The sequence below is a fragment of the Solwaraspora sp. WMMA2056 genome (assembly GCF_030345095.1).
Taxonomy (GTDB): domain Bacteria; phylum Actinomycetota; class Actinomycetes; order Mycobacteriales; family Micromonosporaceae; genus Micromonospora_E.
Genome location: NZ_CP128360.1, coordinates 2,580,737 through 2,602,279, shown reverse-complemented (window position 1 = coordinate 2,602,279; position 21,543 = coordinate 2,580,737). Strand labels below are relative to the sequence as shown.

General features: G+C 69.7%; 21 protein-coding genes and 3 tRNA genes. 21 read left to right on the top strand and 3 right to left on the bottom strand.

Translation table 11 applies throughout. The features are described from left to right. The first annotated feature begins 13 nt into the window (after positions 1–13). Genes O7608_RS11950 through O7608_RS11910 form a run of 9 tightly spaced genes read left to right on the top strand, consistent with a single transcriptional unit; the run spans position 14 to position 8,401 of the window. Positions 14–979: an ABC transporter permease gene (locus O7608_RS11950; RefSeq protein ID WP_289210018.1), complete on the top strand. Its 966-nt coding sequence runs from the start codon at positions 14–16 to the stop codon at positions 977–979. Further along, positions 976–1,929: an ABC transporter permease gene (locus tag O7608_RS11945; protein ID WP_289210017.1), complete on the top strand. Its 954-nt coding sequence runs from the start codon at positions 976–978 to the stop codon at positions 1,927–1,929. Before O7608_RS11950 ends, O7608_RS11945 begins: the two co-directional genes overlap by 4 nt. Before the next feature lie 42 nt (positions 1,930–1,971). Beyond that, a complete protein-coding gene (locus O7608_RS11940; RefSeq protein ID WP_289210866.1) occupies positions 1,972–3,027 on the top strand; it encodes a quinone oxidoreductase family protein in 1,056 nt (351 codons plus the stop codon). Further along, positions 3,024–4,040, top strand: coding sequence for a VOC family protein (locus O7608_RS11935; RefSeq protein WP_289210016.1), 1,017 nt, complete (start codon positions 3,024–3,026; stop codon positions 4,038–4,040). Before O7608_RS11940 ends, O7608_RS11935 begins: the two co-directional genes overlap by 4 nt. Further along, a complete protein-coding gene (locus O7608_RS11930; protein ID WP_289210015.1) occupies positions 4,037–5,509 on the top strand; it encodes an MFS transporter in 1,473 nt (490 codons plus the stop codon). The genes O7608_RS11935 and O7608_RS11930 overlap by 4 nt, the downstream gene beginning before the upstream one ends. Beyond that, positions 5,487–6,302: an ABC transporter ATP-binding protein gene (locus O7608_RS11925; protein WP_289210014.1), complete on the top strand. Its 816-nt coding sequence runs from the start codon at positions 5,487–5,489 to the stop codon at positions 6,300–6,302. Before O7608_RS11930 ends, O7608_RS11925 begins: the two co-directional genes overlap by 23 nt. Continuing rightward, the gene (locus O7608_RS11920; RefSeq protein ID WP_289210013.1) at positions 6,299–7,468 is read left to right on the top strand and encodes an oligopeptide/dipeptide ABC transporter ATP-binding protein; all 1,170 of its coding nucleotides are present in this window, start codon (positions 6,299–6,301) and stop codon (positions 7,466–7,468) included. The genes O7608_RS11925 and O7608_RS11920 overlap by 4 nt, the downstream gene beginning before the upstream one ends. Next, positions 7,465–7,917, top strand: coding sequence for a hypothetical protein (locus O7608_RS11915; protein ID WP_289210012.1), 453 nt, complete (start codon positions 7,465–7,467; stop codon positions 7,915–7,917). Before O7608_RS11920 ends, O7608_RS11915 begins: the two co-directional genes overlap by 4 nt. A gap of 10 nt (positions 7,918–7,927) precedes the next feature. Beyond that, a complete protein-coding gene (locus O7608_RS11910; protein WP_289210011.1) occupies positions 7,928–8,401 on the top strand; it encodes a YybH family protein in 474 nt (157 codons plus the stop codon). An 81-nt stretch (positions 8,402–8,482) separates the two neighbouring features. Here O7608_RS11910 and O7608_RS11905 read toward each other — a convergent pair whose 3' ends face one another. Continuing rightward, positions 8,483–9,205 (bottom strand): hypothetical protein, encoded by a 723-nt coding sequence (locus O7608_RS11905; RefSeq protein ID WP_289210010.1) that lies wholly within the window; start codon positions 9,203–9,205, stop codon positions 8,483–8,485. 151 nt (positions 9,206–9,356) lie between these two features. Here O7608_RS11905 and O7608_RS11900 point away from each other — a divergent pair, with 151 nt between their 5' ends. Both O7608_RS11900 and O7608_RS11895 read left to right on the top strand, forming a co-directional pair. After that, complete coding sequence (locus O7608_RS11900; RefSeq protein WP_289210009.1) at positions 9,357–10,382, top strand: alpha/beta hydrolase; 1,026 nt, start codon at positions 9,357–9,359, stop codon at positions 10,380–10,382. A 101-nt stretch (positions 10,383–10,483) separates the two neighbouring features. Beyond that, positions 10,484–10,556 (top strand) — tRNA-Arg (locus tag O7608_RS11895). Between the two features lie 92 nt (positions 10,557–10,648). Here O7608_RS11895 and O7608_RS11890 read toward each other — a convergent pair. Together O7608_RS11890 and O7608_RS31985 are read right to left on the bottom strand one after the other, a co-directional pair. Continuing rightward, complete coding sequence (locus O7608_RS11890) at positions 10,649–11,047, bottom strand: type II toxin-antitoxin system VapC family toxin (RefSeq protein ID WP_289210008.1); 399 nt, start codon at positions 11,045–11,047, stop codon at positions 10,649–10,651. Beyond that, positions 11,041–11,304: a type II toxin-antitoxin system Phd/YefM family antitoxin gene (locus O7608_RS31985; RefSeq protein ID WP_353850527.1), complete on the bottom strand. Its 264-nt coding sequence runs from the start codon at positions 11,302–11,304 to the stop codon at positions 11,041–11,043. The genes O7608_RS11890 and O7608_RS31985 overlap by 7 nt, the downstream gene beginning before the upstream one ends. Positions 11,305–11,599: 295 nt before the next feature. Between O7608_RS31985 and O7608_RS11885 the strand changes: the two genes are divergently transcribed. From O7608_RS11885 to yicI, 10 genes are all read left to right on the top strand, one after another. After that, positions 11,600–11,944 (top strand): hypothetical protein, encoded by a 345-nt coding sequence (locus O7608_RS11885; protein ID WP_289210007.1) that lies wholly within the window; start codon positions 11,600–11,602, stop codon positions 11,942–11,944. Positions 11,945–12,366: 422 nt separating this feature from the next. Next, positions 12,367–12,448 (top strand) — tRNA-Leu (locus tag O7608_RS11880). Between the two features lie 36 nt (positions 12,449–12,484). Continuing rightward, positions 12,485–12,556 (top strand) — tRNA-Arg (locus O7608_RS11875). Positions 12,557–12,647: 91 nt separating this feature from the next. Next, positions 12,648–13,334, top strand: a complete 687-nt coding sequence (gene darT / locus O7608_RS11870; RefSeq protein ID WP_421359693.1) for a type II toxin-antitoxin system toxin DNA ADP-ribosyl transferase DarT — start codon at positions 12,648–12,650, stop codon at positions 13,332–13,334. 5 nt (positions 13,335–13,339) lie between these two features. Further along, a complete protein-coding gene (gene darG, locus O7608_RS11865; RefSeq protein WP_289210865.1) occupies positions 13,340–14,440 on the top strand; it encodes a type II toxin-antitoxin system antitoxin DNA ADP-ribosyl glycohydrolase DarG in 1,101 nt (366 codons plus the stop codon). Positions 14,441–14,851: 411 nt separating this feature from the next. Then, positions 14,852–15,964: a LacI family DNA-binding transcriptional regulator gene (locus O7608_RS11860; RefSeq protein WP_289210005.1), complete on the top strand. Its 1,113-nt coding sequence runs from the start codon at positions 14,852–14,854 to the stop codon at positions 15,962–15,964. A gap of 36 nt (positions 15,965–16,000) precedes the next feature. Next, the gene (locus tag O7608_RS11855) at positions 16,001–17,296 is read left to right on the top strand and encodes an ABC transporter substrate-binding protein (RefSeq protein WP_289210004.1); all 1,296 of its coding nucleotides are present in this window, start codon (positions 16,001–16,003) and stop codon (positions 17,294–17,296) included. 82 nt (positions 17,297–17,378) lie between these two features. Then, positions 17,379–18,398 (top strand): carbohydrate ABC transporter permease, encoded by a 1,020-nt coding sequence (locus O7608_RS11850; RefSeq protein ID WP_289210003.1) that lies wholly within the window; start codon positions 17,379–17,381, stop codon positions 18,396–18,398. Next, complete coding sequence (locus tag O7608_RS11845) at positions 18,398–19,309, top strand: carbohydrate ABC transporter permease (protein WP_289210002.1); 912 nt, start codon at positions 18,398–18,400, stop codon at positions 19,307–19,309. The genes O7608_RS11850 and O7608_RS11845 overlap by 1 nt, the downstream gene beginning before the upstream one ends. Continuing rightward, positions 19,306–21,543: an alpha-xylosidase gene (gene yicI, locus O7608_RS11840; protein ID WP_289210001.1), complete on the top strand. Its 2,238-nt coding sequence runs from the start codon at positions 19,306–19,308 to the stop codon at positions 21,541–21,543. The genes O7608_RS11845 and yicI overlap by 4 nt, the downstream gene beginning before the upstream one ends.

The window sequence follows — 21,543 nt, the reverse complement described above, 5'->3', positions numbered from 1 at the left end:
GGGTGGTGACGTCGTGCTCAGACTGATCGGCGCGCGGCTGGCCGTGTCCGTGCCGGTGCTGCTGATGGTGAGCGTGCTCTCCTTCGGACTGCTCCGGTTCGCCCCCGGCGACCCGGCCCGGCTACGGGTCGGCCTGGAAGCCACACCGGAGGCCGTCGAAGCGATGCGCCGCCAGCTCGGCCTGGACCGCAGCGTCGTCGTGCAGTACTTCTCCTGGCTCGGCGACCTGCTGCGTGGCGACCTCGGCACCAGCTACGCCTCCGGGGCACCGGTCACCGAACTGATCGCCAACCGGTTGCCGGTCACCGCCCAGATCGCCCTGGTGGCGCTGGTCCTGACCATCGCCATCGGCATCCCGCTCGGCGTCGCCGCCGCCGTCTGGCGCGACAGCGTCGTCGACCACGCCGTCCGGGCCGTCTCGCTGATCGGCATGTCGGTGCCGGGCTTCGTGATCGGCATCGGTTTCGTGCTGCTGTTCGGCTGGTACCTGACCAACGTCATGCCCTACAGCGGGTTCGTCCGGTTCACCGACGATCCGGTGGCCAGTCTGCAGCACAGTCTGTTGCCGGCGTTCGCCCTCGCCGCGCCGCCGATCGCGCTCGTCGCCCGGATGTGCCGGGCCAGCCTGATCGAGGTGCTGGCCCAGGACTACGTCTCCGCCGCCCGCGCGTACGGGGTCAGTGGCTGGGTGGTCACCTGGTACGACGCGCTGCGCAACGCGCTGCTGCCGGTCGTCACCGTCCTCGGGGTGATCGCGGGTTCGCTGCTCGGCGGCTCCGTGGTGGTGGAGACCGTGTTCGGCATCCCCGGGCTGGGCAGCCTGCTGATCGACTCGTTCGACAGCCGCGACTACCCGATCGTGATCGGCGTACTGCTGTTCGTCGCGACCGTGTTCGTGCTGATCAATCTGCTGATCGACCTGCTGTACGGGGTGCTCAACCCCCGTATCCGGGCCGGCTACGAAGGCGGTGGACGATGACCACCACACCTGTCCGGGCGACCCCGGTGCCGCCGCCACCGGCGCGCCGGACCGCGCGGACGAAACTGCTCGACTCCGTACGGTCCCGCGCCGGACTGCGGCTGCTGATCGCGATCGCCCGGCGTCCGCTCGGTGCCTTCTCGCTGGCCGTGGTGGTGATGCTGCTGCTGGTCGCGGCCTTCGGCGGGCTCCTGGCACCGCATCCGGCCGACGCGATGCCCGGTGGGTCGCTGCAGCCACCGTCGGGCGAGTACTGGATGGGCACCGACCAGTTCGGCCGCGACGTGTTCAGCCGGTTCCTCGCCGGTGCCCGGGTATCCCTGGTCATCGCGATCGTCTCGGTGACGATCGCCGCCCTCGCCGGAGCCACCCTCGGCCTGCTCGCCGCGTTGTGGGCCGGCAACCTCGGCGGCGGGCTGATCATGCGGGCGATGGACGTCATCCTGGCGTTCCCGCTGCTGGTGCTGGTGCCGGTGGTGACCACCATCGTCGGCGCCCGCCTGGCCAGCGCCGACAAGACCCTGCTCATCTCCAGCATGATCGGCCTGGTCTTCATTCCGTTGTTCGCCCGGGTCGCCCGGGCGAGCGTGCTGGCCGAACTGCGGGAGAGCTACATCGAGGCCGCGCGCGCCTACGGCACGCCGCGGCGGACCGTCCTGCTGCGCCACATCGTGCCGAACATCAGCGCCCCGCTGATCGTGCAGGCCGCGTTCGCGGTGGCGATCGCCGTGGAGATCGAAGCGGCGATCTCCTTCCTCGGTCTCGGGGTGCAGCCACCGGACGCCAGCTGGGGCACCATCCTGCACGACGCCCGCCGGTTCATCACCCTCGGCGCCTGGTGGCTGGCGGCGTTCCCGTGCCTGGGCATCGCGGTCACCGCGCTGTCCTTCAACGTGCTGGCCGATGTCGCCAGAGACGAGCTCGACCCCCGCAGCCGGCGGGCGGCATGACGCCCCGACCGACGACCCCGACGAGCCGAGGAGCAGGTGGAGATGAAGGCGTGGCGGTTGCACCGCAGCGGAGCTGGCAGGCTGGAGTTCGACGACGTACCGGTGCCGGAGCCGGCCGCCGGTGAGGTCCTCGTCGAGGTCCACGCGATCGGACTGAACAGCTCCGAGATGCAGCTGATCCGGGGCGACTGGGAAGGTCCCGACCAGCACCGGCCGTACCCGATGATCCCCGGGATCGAGGCGGCCGGGGTGATCGTCGCCGCCGGACCCGGCGCGCCCGCCGGGCGCGTCGGCGAACGGGTCACCGTGCACTACCGGTGGGCCTGCGGCGACTGCGACGAATGCGTCGGCGGCAACGAGAACACCTGTCAGGTCGCGGCGGCGCTGAACGCGCCGAAGTTCGGCCGCACCATCGACGGCGCCTACGCCGAGTACGCCCGGGTGCCGGCCGGCTACGCGGTCCGCATCCCCGACGAGGTGTCCTTCGTCGATGCCGCGGCGATGACCGTCTCCGGCGGCACGGCCTGGCACATGGCGATCGTCCGGGGCCAGCTCCGGCCCAACGAGACGGTGCTGGTCACCGGCGGCTCCAGCGGGGTCGGTTCGATGCTGGTGCAGATCGCCAAGCTCGCCGGCACCCGGGTGGCGGCCACCGCCGGCGGCCCGGACAAGGCGAAACGGCTCACCGGTCTCGGCGTCGAACTGGTCCTGGACCACCGCGCCGACGACGACTGGTCGGCCGGGTTCACCCAGCTCTCCGGCGGGTTCGGGATCGACTGTGTGCTGGACATCGCCGGTGCCGGCACCTGGCCCCGGTTCATGTCCTCGATGCGCCACCACGGCCGGATCATCGTCGGCGGCTACATGTCCGGCGACCGGGCCAGCTTCGATCTGAAGGAGTCGACGATCCGGGAGATCGCCATCGCCGGGGCGTCCAGCTGGACCCGCAAGAGCATCCGCGACGTGCTCGGTCTGGCCGCCCGCGGCGACCTGCGGCCGGTCATCGGCGCCACGATCCCGTTCACCGAGCTGCCGGACGGACTGACGATGCTGCGGGAACGCACCGCGTACGGCAACCTCGTCGTGCAGGTCAGGTGAGCGTGGTGTCGGCGGTGGGCGGCGTCTCCGAACTCAGGTACGTCACCCTGGGCGTCCGGGACCTGCCCGCGTCGATCGCCTTCTACCGCCGGGCCTTCGGCTACCAGGTGCTGCACCGGGCCGACGACGACGGTGACGACACCGCCGCGCTGTGGGGGCTGGCCGGGCCATGTCCCGCGCAGGTCGCCGTACTCGGCCCGGCCGGGGCCACGTCCGGGCTGCTGCGGCTGTACGGGTGGGCCGCACCCGGCCCACCGGCACGCACCGGCGCCGACCGGCGCGACCACGGCCACTACGCGGTCAACCTGCGGGTGGACCGGATCGACGAGGTACGCCAGCGGGTCCAGGCCGACAGCGAACTGGTGCTGTCGGCCCCGCGCAAGTGGAGCATCACACCGGAGATCACCGTCTGGGACTCGCTGTCGCACGACCCGGACGGCACCGTGCTGGACGTGTTCGAGATCGTCGAGGACCGTACGGGGTTCACCGGCGCGGCGACCGGACCGCACCGGGTGCAGACGATCGCCGTACACGTGCCGGACGCCGACGCCGCGACGACGTTCTACACCCGACTCGGCCTGCGGGTCTGGTTCGACCGGACCATCGACGGCATGGCCGACTTCTTCCACGTGCCCGGCGGTGTCCGGCTCCGCGACGTCAACCTGTACGCGCCTGGCAGCGGCGACGCCGGCCGCGTGGAGATCGTCCAGTACGTCGGCCTGACCGGCCGGTGCACCGACACCGCGCCACCGCGTACCGGGATCACCTCGATCTCGTTCGAGGTCGACGACCTGGCGGCGGCCGGGACGACGCTGTGCGGTGCCGGCGGGCGACCGGTCGCCGACGAGGTGTCGGTGAATCTGCCGGTGTACGGCCCGGCCCGCTCCCGGCTGTTCGTCGGCACCGGCGGCGAGGCGATCGAACTCTTCCAGCGGGCCGACGACGACGGCGGGGCCGGTATCGGGCTCGGGGTCGACGGCACCGCAACCGGGCAGGTCGGTGGCCGGCCGTGACCCGACGCGTCGACCCCACCCCGGACCGGCCGGCGGCGAGCGTCCCGCTCGCGGCGACGACCTGCGCGATCGGCCTCGGCCTGGTGATGCTCGACAACACCGCGTTGACGGTGAGTCTGCCGACGGTGGCCCGTGAGGTCGGCATCAGCGAAACCGCCGCCCGGTGGCTGTTCGTCACGTTCATGCTGGCCAACCTGGCGGTGCTGCCCAGCGCCGGGGCGTTGGCCGCCCGGATCGGCCGGCGGCGCGGCTACCAGCTCGGGCTGACGCTGTTCGCCGCCGGCAGTGGCCTGGCCCTGGTCGCCGGCTCCTACTGGCTGCTGGTCGTGGCCCGGGTGCTGCAGGGCGCCGGCGGCGCGATGATGATCCCGAACTCGGCGGCGCTGCTCGACGCGAACGTGCCCGGTCACCAGCGGGTCCGGGCCGTCGCGACCTGGGTGACGATCAGCTCGGTCGGCATCTTCGTCGGGCCGGTGATCGGCGGGCTGTTGACCGAGACGGTGAGCTGGCGGCTGATCTTCCTGGTGGAGCTGGTGGCCGCCGGAGCCGGGCTGGTCCTCGCCGCCCGACTGTCCGACATCACCGTCGACCGACGCCGGCTGGACCTCGTCGGCATGGTCACCGGCGGCGCGGCGGTCTGCCTGGCCTGCGCCGGAGTGTTGGAAGCCGGCCGGCCCGATCCGGACTGGATCCTGGTGACGACCAGTGTCGCGCTGGCGGTGCCGGTCGCGGTGACGTTCCTCATCGTCGAACGCCGGACCACGTGGCCCGCGTTCGACCTGCGGGTCTTCGCCCACGCCGGGTTCGGCGCGCTGATCGCCGCCGGGGTCGTCTACAACGCCGTCGTCGCCGGCGGCGGCTACGTGGTGAGCCTGTCGCTGCAGGTCGAACAGGGTGCCACCGCGACCGTCGCGGGCTGGGCGGTGTTCGCGACGATGGCGCTGATCCCGGTCGGCAGTCAGCTCGCCGGCCGGCTGAGCCAACGCTGGGGGCTGGGCACCCTGATGTCGGTGGCGGCGATCTGGCTGGTCGCGGCGTACCTGGCCGTCGGGGCGGCCGGCGCCGCGCCGCTGACGGTGTTCGCCCTGTCGCTGCCGCCGATCGGTCTGGCCGTCGGGGTGCTGTTCGCCGGGGACACGGCGGCGGCGATGAGCATCGTACGGCCGAGCGCGCTGCCGGCGGCGCTGACCAATCTGAGCCTGGCCCGGCAGGTCGGGTCGGTCGTCGGTGTCACCGTCCTCGGCAGCGTCTACCAGCAGGTCGGCGCGGTCGGCAGCCCCGGCCGGCTGACGCCGCTGCAGATCACGCTGCTGTTCGCCGGACTCGCCCTGCTCCCGGCGGCCTGGTTGATCCGCCGCCGGGTGGCCACCGTGCTGCCCGGCCCGCAGACCACCGACCGCCCGCCAGAAGCGGCGGATCGAATGCCCGCCCCGGAGAGAGGTGACCGTGAGCGACAGACTTGTGATTGAGAACCTGCAGGTCAGCTACCGCGGCCATGGACAGCACGTGCAGGCGGTCGCGCCGATGTCGCTCGCCGTACCGGCCGGGCAGAAGCTGGGCATCGTCGGCGAGTCCGGTTCCGGCAAGAGCACCCTGCTCAAGGCGGTCCTCGGCCTGATCCGGCCGCCGGGCGTGGTGCGGGCCGACGGGATCTGGCTGGACGGCACCGACCTGCGGTCGCTGAGCCGGCGCGAGTTCCGGTCCCGCTGCGGCTCCGAGATCGCGATGATCTTCCAGGATCCGGTCAACGCCCTCAACCCGGCATTCTCCATCCGCGACCAGTTCCGCCGCTCGTTCCGACTGCACCAACCGGAACTGCCCCGCTCCCGCTACACCGAGACCATGCTGCGGGCGTTGGCCAGCGTCGGCATCGACGGCCGGGACAAACTCGGCCGGTACCCGTTCGAGTTCAGCCAGGGTCAGCTGCAGCGGATCATGATCGCGCTGGCCTGTTCCAGCCCTCGGCTGAAGGTGCTGCTCGCCGACGAGCCGACCTCCAGCCTGGACGTCACCACCCAGGCCCAGGTGCTGGACCTGCTCCACGCGCTCCAGGCCGAGCTCGGTTTCTCGTTGGTGATCGTCACGCACAACCTGCCGGTGGTCGCCGAGCTGTGCGACCGCGCGCTGGTGATGTGCCGGGGCGAGGTCGTCGAGGACACCGACGTGATCGCCCTGTTCGAGCAGCCGGCCCACGACTACACCCGGCATCTGCTGGCGTCGATGGCGGCGCTGCCCCAGTCGGTCGACGGAGCGACGCCGTGACCGGACCGCAGGGTGGACCGTCCGCCCGTACCGCCTCGGAGGTGACCGTGTCCGCGCCGACCACCGCGCCGCCGCTCGTCATGGCCCGCGACATCCAGCACCGGTACGGCGGTGGCCGCCGATGGTGGTCGGCGACCCCGCCGCCGCTGGTGCTACGTGAGGTCAACCTGGACATCGCGGCCGGCGAGAGCCTCGGGCTGATCGGCGAGTCGGGATCCGGAAAGAGCACTCTCGGCCGAATCCTGTTGCAGCTCAACCGGCAGTCGTCCGGCCGGGTCGTCTTCGACGGCCAGGACACCGCAGCGCTCAGCGAGGCGCAGCTGCGGACCGTACGGCGTCGGATGCAGATGGTCTTCCAGAATCCGTACGCGTCGGTGAACCGCCGTTTCACCATCGCCACCGCGCTCACCGACCCGTTGCGGGTCAACGGCATCGGCGACCCTGCCGCGCGCGTCGACCGGGCCCGGGAGCTGCTCGACCTGGTCGGGCTGCCCGACACCATGCTCGACCGCTACCCGCACGAGCTCAGCGGCGGCCAGCTGCAGCGGGTGTGTGTCGCCCGGGCGTTGATCCTGTCACCGTCGTTCCTGGTCGCCGACGAGCCCACGGCGAGCCTCGATTCCAGTTCCGCCACCCAGGTGGTCGACCTGCTCGCCCGGGCCCGCGCCGAGTTCGGGCTGTCGCTGCTGTTCATCAGCCACGACCTGTCGGTGGTGGCCCGCGTCGCGGACCGGATCGCCGTGCTCTACCAGGGCAGCCTGGTAGAGGTCGGTACGGCCGAACGGATCCTGACCGCACCGGCGCACCCGTACACCCGGGCGCTGCGCGCGGCGATCCCCGACCCGGACCCGCGCAACCGGCCGGCGGTGCGGGCCCGCCCGGCGAGCGAACCCGATGCCGAATTCACCGGTGCCGGCTGCCGGTTCGTCACCCGCTGCCCGGTCCGGCTGCCGGTCTGCGCGGACGTGGCACCGCCGTTGCTGCCGGTCGCGCCGGACCTGTCGGTGGCCTGCCACCTGGTGCCGGCCCCCGGCGGCCACGGACCTGACACCGCCCCCGGCGGCCACGAATCTGACACCGCCCCCGGCGGCCACGAACCTGACACCGCACCCGGCATGTCGCCGGGCGACGACGCTGGAACTCAGTTGGAGGAGGGACCGAGATGACCGTGTCCATGCGGGACTATCTGGAACGGGCGTTGGGGATCTGGGACGGGACGTACACCCACCTGTCCCCGACAGGTGACGTGGTCGAGACCTTCCCCAGCCGGCAGGAGCTGCGGCTGGACGGCCCCGACTGGTACGAACGTCTGGTGTACCACCCGGGGACGGAGCAGGAGCGCACCGTCGACTTCCGCGGCCGGCTCGCCGGTGACGGCACGTTGGATCTCGGCATGGCCGGCTTCACCGGCACCGCCACCGTCCTGGACGACCGGGCGCTGTTCTTCACCGGCCACTGGCAGGAGACCGGGGTACGGGTCGACGAACTGGTCACCATGGTCACCTCGGACGAGAAGCTGCGGCTGTGGCAGCGCTTCGAGGGGGACACGCTGATCGGGGTGTCGGTGATCCGGGAGACCCGGCGCGCCGGCGGTGTGCCGGCCGAGTGGCGTTGAGGTGACGACGATGGGGTCCGGCTCCGATCCGGGTACGCCGCTGGGTGCACTGAACACACTGCTGACGGCGATCGTCGCCGGTGACGCCGACGCGATCGTGGACTGCTACGCGGGGATCGACGACCTGCACGTCTTCGTCGAAGGACCACGGTGGCAGACCGTCGGTCACCCGGCGGTGGCCCGGGGCTGGCGGGCCTTCTGCGCCGCACCGATGTCGGTGACCCGGGTGGACCTGACCGACGGTCCGTGGGTGCACGGCACCGCCGGTGACTCCGCCGGGGTGCCGGGTGCGTTGGCCAGCGTGAGCGCCACCGTGAAGATGACGGTGCAGGGCGTCGTCGGTGACGACCGGGGCGTGCCGATGCGGTTGACCTGGGTGCTGCGCCGCGACGACGACCGGTGGCGGATCGTGCACGAGCACGCCTCGCAGCCGCTCACTGATCCGTACGGGGTCGGCGACTGGCTGGTGACGCCGTCGACCTGAGTCCACGGTGCAGTGGTGCCGCCGGCGCGGATCGGGCGGCGCGCGGGTGGTCAGCCGGGCAGGTCAGCGGCGCGGTGGCGGTCAGCCGGGCAGCATGCCCGGCTTGACCACGCCGAGGACGGTGGCGACGACGACCATCGCCCAGACGAAGAAGACCCACGGGACGGCACGCGCGATCGAACCGCTGATCGCCCGCTCGGTCGACGGTGTCGAACCGTCGGACATCAGCCGGGCGAACGCCGGTCCGAAGGGCCGCAGGGTGACCCGGATCATCAGCCCGCCGACGATGCACAACGCGTACGCGGCGACCTTACCGGCGAGCCACCGTGGGTTGCTGTCCACTCCGAACGGTGCGTTGGCGACCAGCGTGTAGCCGGCGGCCGCGAGCAGCACGGCGGCGACGCCGATCCGCACGAGGACGTCCGCCCGTTGGGCAAGACCGCCGGAGGGTCCCCGGAACGCCGTGAGCATCACCGCGAGCCAGCCGAGGCCCATCAGCCAGGCGACGGCCAGCGGCCAACCGGCAAAGATGTCCGCGCCGAGGTCACTGGCGGCCATCAGGGTCACCCCGCTGGGCAGCATCAGCACCAGGCAGATCCGGGGCGACAGGTCGACCACGTGCATGATCTTCGCCGCCACGGCCCGACCGGCCGGCGACACGGTCGGGTCCACGATGAACCGGCTGGCGTAGAAGACACCAAGATCGGTGCCGAGCCAGAAGGTCAACAGCAACAGGTGCAGCAGGATCGCGACGCTGTGCAAATCGAATCCGGACACCGGCTCGATGGCCTGGGCCACGCTCATCACGGTTCCTCCCGTCACCGCGCCCCTGGTTTGTGGAACGCCGTTCCAAGTTATCGGAGGCGACGTGGCGGCACCATCGGCCGGACGGGGTCGTCCCGGCCACCGGGCGTGCCGTACCCGCAGGTAACCGATCGGCGGTACGGTCGAGCCCGTGCAGCCTGACATTCTCGGACCGCCGTACGAGCAGCAGGTCATCGAGCTGGACCCGGACGACGAAGGCCCGGTCGTCGCGACCCTGGTCCGCCGCCGCGCCGACCGCCCCGCCGGACGTGCGGTGCTCTACCTGCACGGCTTCATCGACTACTTCTTCCAGACCCACCTGGCCGACCACTTCGTCCGTGGCGGCTGGGACTTCTACGCCCTCGACCTGCGCAAGTACGGCCGCAGTCTGCTACCGCACCAGACCCCCAACTTCTGCCGCGACCTCAGCGACTACTTCCCCGAACTCGACGCCGCCGCCCGGATCATCCGGGAACAGGACGGCAACGAGACGCTGCTGGTCAACGGCCACTCCACCGGTGGCCTGATCGCCACCATCTGGGCCGACGCCCGTGCCAGCCAGGGCGTCGCCCCGGACGGACTGTTCCTCAACAGCCCGTTCTTCGACCTCAACGCCCCCTGGCTGGTCCGCCGACCGCTGGCGGCGGCCGTCCGCCGCCTCACCCACCGCACCCCCTACCGCGTCGTCCCGGTCGGGCTCTCCGGGGTGTACGGGCAGAGCGTGCACGCCTCCCAGCGGGGCGAATGGGACTACGACCTGGCGTGGAAGCCACTGGCCGGCTTCCCGGTACGGGCCGGCTGGCTGGCCGCGATCCAACGCGCCCAACGGCAGTTGCGCGCCGGACTGCAGATCACCGCGCCGATCCTGCTGGCCTGCTCGTCCCGCTCCTACCGCAGCCGGCGGTGGCACGACGCGGCCACCCTCGCCGACGCGGTCCTCGACGTCGAACACATGGCCCGCTGGGCACCACGGCTCGGCCGGCACGTCACCGTCGTACGCATCGACGGCGGCCTGCACGACCTGACCCTCTCCCGCCAACCGGCCCGTGACGAGTTGTTCAGCGAGCTGGACCGCTGGCTGCGGGCGTACTTCACCAGCGAACCGACCGGGCCGGACCCGGCCCAGCCGGTCGAGGCCCGACGGCCGGTCGACCGAGGCCTACCGGAGACCGACTGACCAGGGAACCGACCTCCCGACACCACCCATGCCGGCTTCGTGGCCACTCGTCACGACCACCAGCGGCCACTACTATGTGCACGCCAGCCGAAGATCGCCACGCGCCCGTAGCTCAGCGGATAGAGCAGGGGACTTCTAATCCCAAGGTCGTAGGTTCGAACCCTACCGGGCGCACTTGATCTCTCACACGGACTCACAACCGCAGGTCAAAGCCCATCCAGCTGGGGCACCTCCGGTCATCGGCAGCAGCCCTGTGCTGTCGTTGCTCAGATTTTGAGCACGGTCAAGCCGGGCATCACGTCGTAGTCGGTGTCCTGTGTGGCCAGCGGGAGGTTGTGCGCCAATGCTGTGGCGGCGATCCAGCTGTCGTTGATCGGAGCCTTGCGGCCTTCGGCGCGCAGTTTCGCCACCAGCAGCGCCCACGCGTCGCTGACCCGTTCGTCGATGGGCAGCGGCTGGAACTGTCTAGCCAGCTCATAGGTGGCCAGACGCCGGGAGGCGGCATCGGGATTGTGGCTGGCGCTGACGACTCCGAGGCGGAGTTCACCCAGGGTGATCACGGACACGCCCAAGTCCAGACCGACAAGTGCCTGATCATCGAAGCGGCGCGCCTCCAGACCGATGAACAGCGACGTGTCGGCGACGGCGCGGCGTGGCGCTACCACGGCAGGTCGTCGGTGGTGTCGGTCAGAGTGTCTCGCAGTTCGTCCCTCATGCCGGTGTGGTCAGGCCCAAGCGCGCTGATCCGCGCCAAGATTTCGGTTGCCGGTATCCATTGGCGGCGGGCGTGTAGCGGGACGAGCCTGGCCACTGGTCGATTGTTGTGCAGAATCTCTATCTCCTCACCCGCCTCGACGCGGCGTAGGACCTCCGCAGTGTGGTTGCGCAGGTCACGCGAGGGAATCACGCTCGTAGCCGGCATGCTACGAGCGTAGCCGAGTACCGGCAGCCTGTCCACCGGCATGGATTGGCACCCAGCCCGGCAAGATCCGCAGGGGGCGGTCATTTCAAGAGATGAGCCCGGCGGCCGCGACCCGCGTGTCCAGCGCCACCCGGACGAGGCCGGCGGCGGGGAATCGTCCCGGTCAGGTAGTGACACTTCGTACAGCCATCAGCCGAACAGGTGCCGCACGGCCTCGTCGACCGCCGCCCGCCCGATCTCCGGGGTCGGCCGCCGTGCGGTCCGAGCTTCCGACCGCCCCGCCTACCCTCACCGGATGAGCATCGACGGCGAGCTGAGCCCATCAGCCACCACCGACGGCTGGGTTCTCACGACGAACGTCCGCGCCCTGATCGAGTCGCTCGCCGAACTGGTTCACTACGAGGCCGACGACTGGGACTGGGACGCCATCGCATCCGGACTCGACGCCACCGACGCCGACGACCCGCACAGGTGGTACGACTATCCGCTCATCGGCACCAGCGCACTCCGCCTGGAGCTGGCCAACGACCTCGGCTCCACGATTACCTCGGCACGGATCCGTCACCCGTCCGGCGAGGCCCTGACCGCCCGCATCGAAACCATCGTGTCGATGCTGGCTCGCTATCAAGTCACCTCATGAGTACCCGGCCGAGCCGGGTTGTCGGCCCGCTCGACGATCCCGAATACCCGGCCAGGCAGCGCAGGGCGAGCTGAGGCGGCCCAACGCGAAAATCGGTGGACCCGCCCGCCAGAGAGGCCTACGGTTCGAGTCAGCAACACGCAACGGCCATCGGGACGAGCATGCCACAGGGGCAGCTATGAGGAAGCCGGAAATGCGGCGAGAGCGACGTGCGTCGCTCGGTCTGCCGCATCGCCCTCATGGCCAGCTTGCCATGTCGGCCGCCGTGGCCGACCGCCGCCGTTGACCGGCTGAGCGACGACGCGACGCATCGCCGACTCCACCGTTGCCAGCTGGCCGCATGCACCAGCACCCTCTATGACTTCCCGCCACTCGTCGCCGGACCCGTACCCGGCGACTCCTCTTCAGCAGCGACGCGCCACGTGCCCGTGGTGGAACCGGTAGACACGCCGCGCTCAGAACGCGGTGCCGCAAGGCATGGGAGTTCGACTCTCCCCGGGCACACGACACTGGTCAGTGCCGGCGGCACCGACCGGCACACCCTCGTAGCTCAGTGGACAGAGCACGTGACTACGAATCACGGGGTCGGACGTTCGATTCGTCCCGAGGGCACACCATCATCGTCCAGTTCAGGCACAAGCACCGTCTGCACCCTCCGATAGACTCCCGTACTCGCAGTCACATCAGCGGAGGTTCGGAACGGATGTCTTCAGCAGCACCGACGTCCGTACGGGATCGATGGATCTTACACTTCACGCACGTGGAGAACCTTCCAATCATCGCCGCGACGGGTCGGTTGGCCTGCGATGTGTCCGCCCGTGCCGGCCTTACCCGCACGGAGGTCGGTGATCCAGCGATCAAGGACTCCCGCCGCCGGCGGCAGATTCCAATCGGTCCGCGTGGATACGTTGGGGATTACGTTCCGTTCTACTTTGCCCCACGTTCGCCCATGATGTATCGGATCGCCTGCGACCACCGTGACAGCATCCCTGGACGGTACGCGGGCGGCGACCGTCATCTTGTCTACCTGGCCGCGACAGTCGGGGCCGTTGTCGACGCCGGCCTGGCATGGGTTGCGACCGATGGCAACGCCGCGAACGCAGCCACCACGTTCACGACTACCCTCGATGAGTTGGACAGCATGGTGGACTGGCCACTGATGTTCGCAGAGCGTTGGAACAGCACCGACGACGACCCGGACCGCCAGCGCCGCCGGATGGCGGAGTTCCTGGTGCACAGGGAAGTGCCCTTGGCTGTGTTCCAGCAGGTAGCAGCGTACGATTTGGCACACGCGGCCCAAGCGCGAGCAACGCTGGGTGACCATCACCTAGCTTCACGTGTGGCTGTCGTACCCGCGTGGTACTACGGATTCCAACGACCTGGGGGGTGACGGAGATGATCGAGGATGGCCATGGCAACCTCCTCACCGCCGACACCGATGCCCTCGTCAACACGGTCAACACGGTCGGAGTGATGGGCAAGGGCATCGCCCTGCAGTTCAAACGCGCCTACCCCGAGAATTTTCGCTCTTATCAAGCTGCCTGCAAGCGTGGCGAGGTTCGATTGGGTCGAATGTTCCTCGTCGATCGCGGCATCATCGGCCCTCGGCGATACATCATAAACTTCCCGACAAAGAAGCACTGGCGTAATCCCTCGAAAATGGAAGACATTCGCGCTGGCCTGGCAGACCTCGTCGATGTCGTCTCGCGGTACGAGATCCGCTCGATCGCGATCCCGGCGCTTGGCTGCGGGAACGGCGGCCTGGACTGGGCCGAGGTCCGACCACTGATAGAGGATGCATGTCGGAGGATGCCCCAGATCCGCGCCGTGGTATACGCTCCAGAAGGAGCACCCCCGCCCGAGAGCATGCCGGACGCCACACCACGCCCCAAACTGACCGAGCTACGTGCCTTGCTGATAGCTGCAGTCGGTGCGTATCTGGACCGCGCCAGGTTGCAGGAATTCCGTGATGGCATCAGCGAGCTAGAGGTGCAGAAGCTGGCTTACCTCTTGCAAATCGCTGGCGCACCGCTCAATCTTAAATTCGTCCGTGGACGCTACGGACCGTACTCCGAGGGCCTGACGCGCGTCTTGGCCACGCTGGAAGGCCACTTCCTCACCAGCCTCGGTGACAGGTCAGCGCGGGTAACTGAATTCGCGCCCATCAGACCCCTGACTGGCAGCTACGAAGCGGCCAAAGAGTCAGTAAAGACGAATCCCAAAAACCTCTCTCAGCTAAATTTGGTGCTCGATGTCGTCGACGGCTTCGAATCACCATACAGTCTCGAACTTCTTGCTACTGTGCATTTCGCGGCCGTGCAACCGCCACCCACCGGCGACGTCGCAGAGCTCACCAGCCGCGTTACGGCATGGAGCCTGCGAAAGGCCCGTCTATTCACCGACGCACATGTCCAGCTAGCCGCCGCACGACTGGCTGAGCATCGCCTTCTGCCCGATTGGTCCGGGATGGGACAGACGAGTCGACCTGCACGGTAGGACGGGGATCGCGCAACCGGACGGCTCGACTCGTTCTACCGCAAACGTCAGCGGCGCCCAGGGCCTGGTGGTAGGTCGGCATCCGGCGGACCGTCCAGCGGTACCGGCAACCGTTGACAACGATCGGCCGACGCCCCCCGCTTGACGACCGCCACCGAGGCACCTCCTCCGTCTCCACAACAGCGCCGCCAGCCATACAGCCGAGGCACGCTGCCAGCGCGGACGTCGGCCGGCAGTCACGGACGAAGGTGCCGACGCGGACCTGTCATTGCCTATTGACGTGGCCGTAACACGTGGCCTACGTTCTGTCGAACCGCTTCGTCGAAGCGATTCGACGAAGCGCACGGGGCCCACCCATCCGGCCACCGGCCGGGCGAACCGGGCCCGACGCGACACGCAGGGAGGTGTCCGATGGCCACCATGCAGGACGTCGCACGCCTCGCTCAGGTGTCGGCCAGCACGGTGTCGTACGTGCTCACCGGCACCCGGCCGATCTCCCCGGCGACCCGGGACAAGGTGCTGGCCGCCATGGCCCAGCTCGGCTACCAGCCCAACGCGATGGCCCGGGGGCTGGCCAGCCGGCGCAGCCGCATCCTCGGCCTGCTGATGCCGATGGACGAGCGGGGGCTCGGCGCCACCGAGACGGCGTTCGTCACCGGTGCGGCGGCCGCAGCCGGCGCGGCCGGCTACCACCTGGTGCTCTCGCCCATCGGCGCGGGCGACCTCGATGAGCTGCGCCGTCTCGCCAGCCAGCGGATGCTCGACGGCGCGCTGCTGATGGAGGTGCAGCTGCACGATCCCCGGGTGGAGGTGCTGCGGGAGATCGGCGTACCGCAGGTGTTGATCGGCCGCACCGCCGACACCACCGGCTTGTCGTACGTCGATATCGACTTCGACCGGACGGTCCGGGACGCGGTCGGCTACCTGGTCGGCCTGGGCCACCGCCGGATCGTCTACGTCAACCATTCCGCCGACGCGGTTGCCGCAGGCTACGGCCCGGCGCTGCGGACCCGCGACGCGTTCACCGCCGCGATGGCCGACCACGGCCTGACGCCGCTGACGACCTTCGCCGAGGACAGCGCGGCCGGGGGCCGAGCCGCGCTGGCCACCGCCCTGCGGCTGGCGCCCGACCTGACCGCGATTCTCGCCATGAACGAGAGTGCCGTCTTCGGCCTGCTCGGCGAGCTGACCGCCCGGGGCCGGACCGTGCCCGACGACGTCTCGGTCGTCTCCATGGTCACCTCGCCCCAGGTCGCCGACCTGGCGACGCCGGCGTTGACCGCCATGAACTCACCCGGCTCGGCACTGGGCCGGATCGCCATCGAGACGCTGCTGCGGCACGTCGACGGTGGCAGCGACGAAGTCCACCAGCAACTACTGCCGTGCACGTTGGAGATCCGAGGGTCCAGCGGGTCTCCGCGTACCCGAAGCGACACCGCGCGCGACGACGGGGCCGGCGGCGACCCGCCGACCCCCGACACCGAAGTAGCCCGCCGCCGCGCTGGCACGCGGCGACGGGCTTGAGGAGTACCGGCTAGATACTCATCAGGGAGATTAGCAATGCGACGATTTCACAGAGTAGCCACGGCGGTCGTGGTGGCCGCGCTCACGGCGACCGGGCTGACCGCCTGCGGCGACGACACGGCCGACGGCGAGGCGAACGTTCTCAAGCTCTGGCACTACGAGAGCGAGAACAGCGCGATGGGCATCGGCTGGGACCGGGCGATCGAGATCTTCGAGGAGGAGCACCCCGGGGTGGAGGTGCGCTTCGAACGCAAGGCGTTCGAGCAGATCCAGCAGAACGCGGGCATGATCATCAACTCCGATGAGGGCCCGGACATCATGGAGTACAACAAGGGCAACGCCACCGCCGGCCTGCTCTCCTCGCAGGGGCTGCTCGCCGACCTCACCGAGGAGGCGACCGCCCGCGGCTGGGACACCGCACTCAGCCCCAGCCTGCAGACCACCGCCCGGTACGACAACGGGGTGATGGGTTCGGGCGCCTGGTACGGCGTACCCAACTACGGCGAGTACGTGATGGTCTACTACAACACGGAGCTCTTCGCCGAGCACGGGGTGAGCGTCCCGACCACCCTGGCCGAGATGACCGCCGCGATGGACACCTTCGTCGACGCGGGCATCACCCCGCTGGGCATGTCCGGTGCCGAGTACCCGGCCGGGCAGCTCTTCTACCTGCTCGCCCTCTCCCGCGCCGACCGGGGCTTCGTCGACGACTACCAGCTCTACGAGAACCCGGTCGACTTTCAGGCCGACCCGCTGCGCTACGGCGCCCAGACCTTCGCCGAGTGGGTCGAGAAGGGCTACATCGCCAGCGACTCGGCCAGCCTCAAGGCCGAGGACATGGGCACCGCGTTCATCGCCGGCGACGTACCGATGATCGTCTCCGGTAGCTGGTGGTTCGGCCGGTTCAAGAGCGAGATCAGCTACGACTGGGACACCTTCCTCTTCCCCGGCACCACCCTGCACCCCGGCTCCTCGGGCAACATCTGGGTCGTCCCGGAGTCCAGCAAGGCCAAGACCCTGGCGTACGACTTCATCGACATCACCCTGCGGCCGGAGATCCAGGCGTTGATCGGCAACAACGGCGGGGTGCCGGTGGCCGGTGACCCGGCGACGATCAGCGACGAAAAGGACCGCAAGCTGGTCGAGAACTTCAACACCATCAGCGCTCAGGACGGCCTCGCCTTCTACCCGGACTGGCCGGTGCCGGGCTACTACGACGTGCTGGTCTCCGGCCTGCAGGGGCTGATCAACCAGTCCAGGTCGCCCGAGGAGGTCCTCGACGCGATCGCCAAGCCCTATCAGGACGGCGTCGCGGAGATCACGCGCGACTGAGCGGCGGTCGGGACGGGCGCGCGCCCGGCGTACTCCGGTCGATCCGGTCACCGTGCGCCCGTCCCGCCGTGGAGGAACCCCCATGGCAGTTCCCGAGACCGTCACCGCCGCCGGGCGGACGACGGCGTCACCCTCAGCCACGTCACCCCCGGCCCAGTCACCCCCGACCCCGACCAATCCGACCCGGGGCGGCCGGTCCGCGCGCCGGCCCGGCGGACGCGGGACCGTGTACTGGCTCTACCTGCTGCCCGGCGTGCTGCTGTTCCTGCTCGTCATCGGCGGTCCACTCGGCTACACCGGCTACCTCTCGCTGACCAGGTGGTCCGGCGTGGGTGAGCCCCGGTTCACCGGCCTGACCAACTACCGGAACCTGCTCACCGACGACGTCTTCTGGACCTCGTTCCAGAACACGGTAGCGATGATCATCGCGATGGTGGTGCTGCCCACCCTGATCGGGCTGGTACTCGCCGCGGTGCTCTTCGACACCATCGGACGCCGGTTCCGTCCCCGCACCGCCGCCGCGCTGCGCGCCGCCTTCTACCTGCCGCAGGTGCTCCCGGTCGTGGTGGCCGGCATCATCTGGGGCTGGATTCTGCGCCCCGACGGGGCACTCAACGGGCTGCTCGACGCGGTCGGGCTCGGCGCGTTGGGGCACGACTGGCTCGGCGACCCGGACAGCGCACTGCCGGTGGTGATGGCCGTGATGATCTGGGTGCAGCTCGGCTACCCGGTGGTCGTCTTCATGGCGGCGCTGGAGCGGGTCAACCCGGAACTGTACGAGGCGGCCGAGATCGACGGTGCCGGCTGGTGGCAGCGGTTCCGGTCGATCACCCTGGCGCAGATCCGCCCGGAGACCTTCGTGGTCGGCCTCACCTGCACCATCGCCGCGATGAAGGTGTTCGGCCCGATCTACGCGCTGACCCGTGGTGGCCCGGAGAACGCCACGAACGTGCCGTCCTACTTCGCCTACTACACGTTCTTCAAGCGGCTGGAGGTCGGCTACGGATCGGCGATCTCGATGGTGCTGACCCTGATCATCGTCCTGATAGCGGTGGGCTTCCTCGTGGCACAGCACCGCGCCGAACGCCGGGGAGGGCTCTGATGGCCGTCGTACCCGCCATGCCCGACACCGACCGCGTACGCCGGCCGGTACGCCGGCCCGGCCGGGCCCGGCGGCCCGCGGACCGGCACCACCGTGGGGTCAGCCGCTGGATCGTGCTCGCCCTCGTCGGCGCGGCCGCGCTCGTCATGCTGGTGCCGTTCGCGTTCATGCTGCTCAACGCCTTCAAGGCGCCGGGCGACTACTCCACCAACGGGCCGCTGTCCTGGCCGACCGAGTTCTACACCACCGGTCTGCGCACCTACTGGGAGCAGGTCGACTACCCGGTCAAGTTGTGGAACTCGATCCTCATCTCCGGCTCCGTCGCGGTCCTCGCCGTACTCGTCTCGCTGCTCAGCGCGTACGCGCTCGGCATCGGCCGGGTCCGTGGCCGGCTCTGGATCGTCGGCGTCTTCCTGCTGGCCAACATGCTTCCGCAGGAGGCGCTGGTCTACCCGCTCTACCACTTCGCCAAGGAGGCGGGGCTCTACAACACCCGGCTGGCCGTGATTATCATCTTCACCGTCATCCAGGCCGCGTTCGGCACCTACCTGCTCTCCTCGGTGCTCGGCACCTTCCCCCGCCAGCTGCTGGAGGCCGCCGCGCTCGACGGCGCCGGCACCTGGCGAATCCTCTGGCGGGTGGTGCTGCCCAACATCCGCTCCACCATCTCGGTGCTGCTGGTCTTCTTCTTCATCTGGACCTGGAACGAGTTCCTCATCCCGTTGGTCATGCTGATCGACAACCAGACCCAGACCGTCCCGGTCGCGCTCGCCTCGTTGCAGGGCGACCGGCTGATGGACGCGCCCACCACCAACGCCGGAGCGCTGCTGAGCATCCTTCCGGCGATCATCTTCTTCGTCATCTTCCAGCGCACCCTCGCGCGCGGCGTCACGGCAGGAGCCGACAAGTGAAGTTCACCGACGGGTACTGGCAGTTGCGTCCCGGGGTCAGCGTGCTGCGCCCCGGCACGGTGGAGTCGGTGGAGGTGGAACCGGACGGACGCGCGCTGACCGTCTTCGCGCCGATCGGGAAGATCACCGGACGCGGGGACACCCTCAACCGCCCGGTGATCACCGTACGGTTCTTCTCCCCCGCCCCCGGCGTGGCCGGGGTGACCATCGGACACCACTCCGGCGGCCTGCCCAAACAGCCCCGGTTCGCGGTCGCCGACCGCACCGACCATCCGGTGCAGGTGACCGTCACCGGGCTCAGCGCGCAGCTGACCACCGGCGAGTTGACCGTCCGGGTGGCGCTGACCGGGCCGTGGCGGGTCGACTTCCGGCGGGGCGACCGGCTGGTCACCTCCTCCTCCGAACGCAGCATCGGCGTGGTGACCGACGCGCAGGGGCACACCTACGTGCACGAACGGCTGGCGCTGGGCGTCGGCGAGACCATCTACGGGCTGGGCGAGCGGTTCGGGGCGTACGTCAAGAACGGCCAGACCGTCGACATCTGGAACGCCGACGGCGGCACCGCCAGCGAACAGGCGTACAAGAACGTGCCCTTCTATCTCAGCGGCGCCGGCTACGGGGTGTTCGTGGACCACCCCGAGCATGTGTCGTTCGAGGTCGGCTCCGAAGTGGTCTCGCAGACCCAGTTCAGCGTGCCGGGCCAGTCGCTCACCTACTACCTGTTCGACGGACCCACCCCCAAGGACGTGCTGCGCCGGTACACCGCGCTGACCGGCCGGCCGGCCCGGGTGCCGGCCTGGTCGTACGGGCTCTGGCTCTCCACCTCGTTCACCACCTCGTACGACGAGAAGACGGTCACCGAGTTCATCGACGGGATGGCCGAACGGGACCTGCCGCTGTCGGTGTTCCACTTCGACTGCTTCTGGATGCGGCAGTTCCACTGGGTCGACTTCATCTGGGACCCGGCGACCTTCCCCGACCCTGAGGGGATGCTGCGCCGGCTGCACGAGCGCGGCCTGAAGGTCTGCGTCTGGATCAACCCGTACATCGCCCAACGGTCGTACCTGTTCGAGGAGGGCCGCAAGGCCGGCTACCTGGTCCGCAACCCGGACGGTTCCATCTGGCAGTGGGACAAGTGGCAGGCCGGCATGGCGCTCGTCGACTTCACCAACCCGGCGGCGGCGCAGTGGTACGCGGGCAAGCTGAAGGTCCTGCTCGACATGGGCGTGGACTGCTTCAAGACCGACTTCGGCGAACGCATCCCGACCGAGGTCGTCTGGCACGACGGATCCGACCCGCAACGGATGCACAACTACTACTCGTACCTCTACAACAAGGCCGTCTTCGAACTGCTGGAGGCCGAGCGCGGACCGGGCGAGGCGGTGCTCTTCGCCCGGTCGGCGACCGCCGGCGGCCAGCAGTTCCCGGTGCACTGGGGCGGCGACTGCGAGTCCACCTTCGTGGCGATGGCCGAGTCGCTGCGCGGCGGCCTGTCCCTGGCCGCGTCCGGCTTCGGCTACTGGAGCCACGACATCGGCGGCTTCGAGGGCACGCCGGACCCGGCCGTCTTCAAGCGTTGGATCGCCTTCGGGATGCTCTCCTCGCACTCACGGCTGCACGGCTCCGGCTCGTACCGGGTGCCGTGGGCGTACGACGACGAGGCGGTCGACGTGCTGCGCCGCTTCACCCGGCTCAAGCTGAGCCTCATCCCGTACCTGGCGGCGGCGGCCGAGGAGGCCCACCGCGACGGCGTACCGGTGATGCGGCCGATGATCGTGGAGTTCCCGGACGACCCGGCCACCGCGTACCTCGACCGGCAGTACATGCTCGGCCCCGACCTGCTCGTCGCCCCGGTGATGAGCGCGGACGGACAGGTCACCTACTACCTGCCCGCCGGCACCTGGACCCACCTGATGACCGGCGCCCAGGTCACCGGCCCGGGGTGGATCACCGAGAAGCACGGGTTCGACAGCGTACCCGTGCTGGCCCGGCCCGGCGCGGTCATCCCGTTCGGGGCGGTCACCGACCGGCCCGACTACCCCTGGGCCGACGGGGTGACGCTGCGGCTGTACGCGCCGGCACCGGGCCAGCGGACCCGGGTACGGGTACCCGCCCCCGACGGTGGCCCCGGTGCGGAGTTCGAGGTGCGCTACCAGGATGGAACGGCCACCGTGGACCTGGTAGCGGGCCACTCGTCGGGTTACCACTGCGAGGTGGTGCGGGTGGCGACGTGA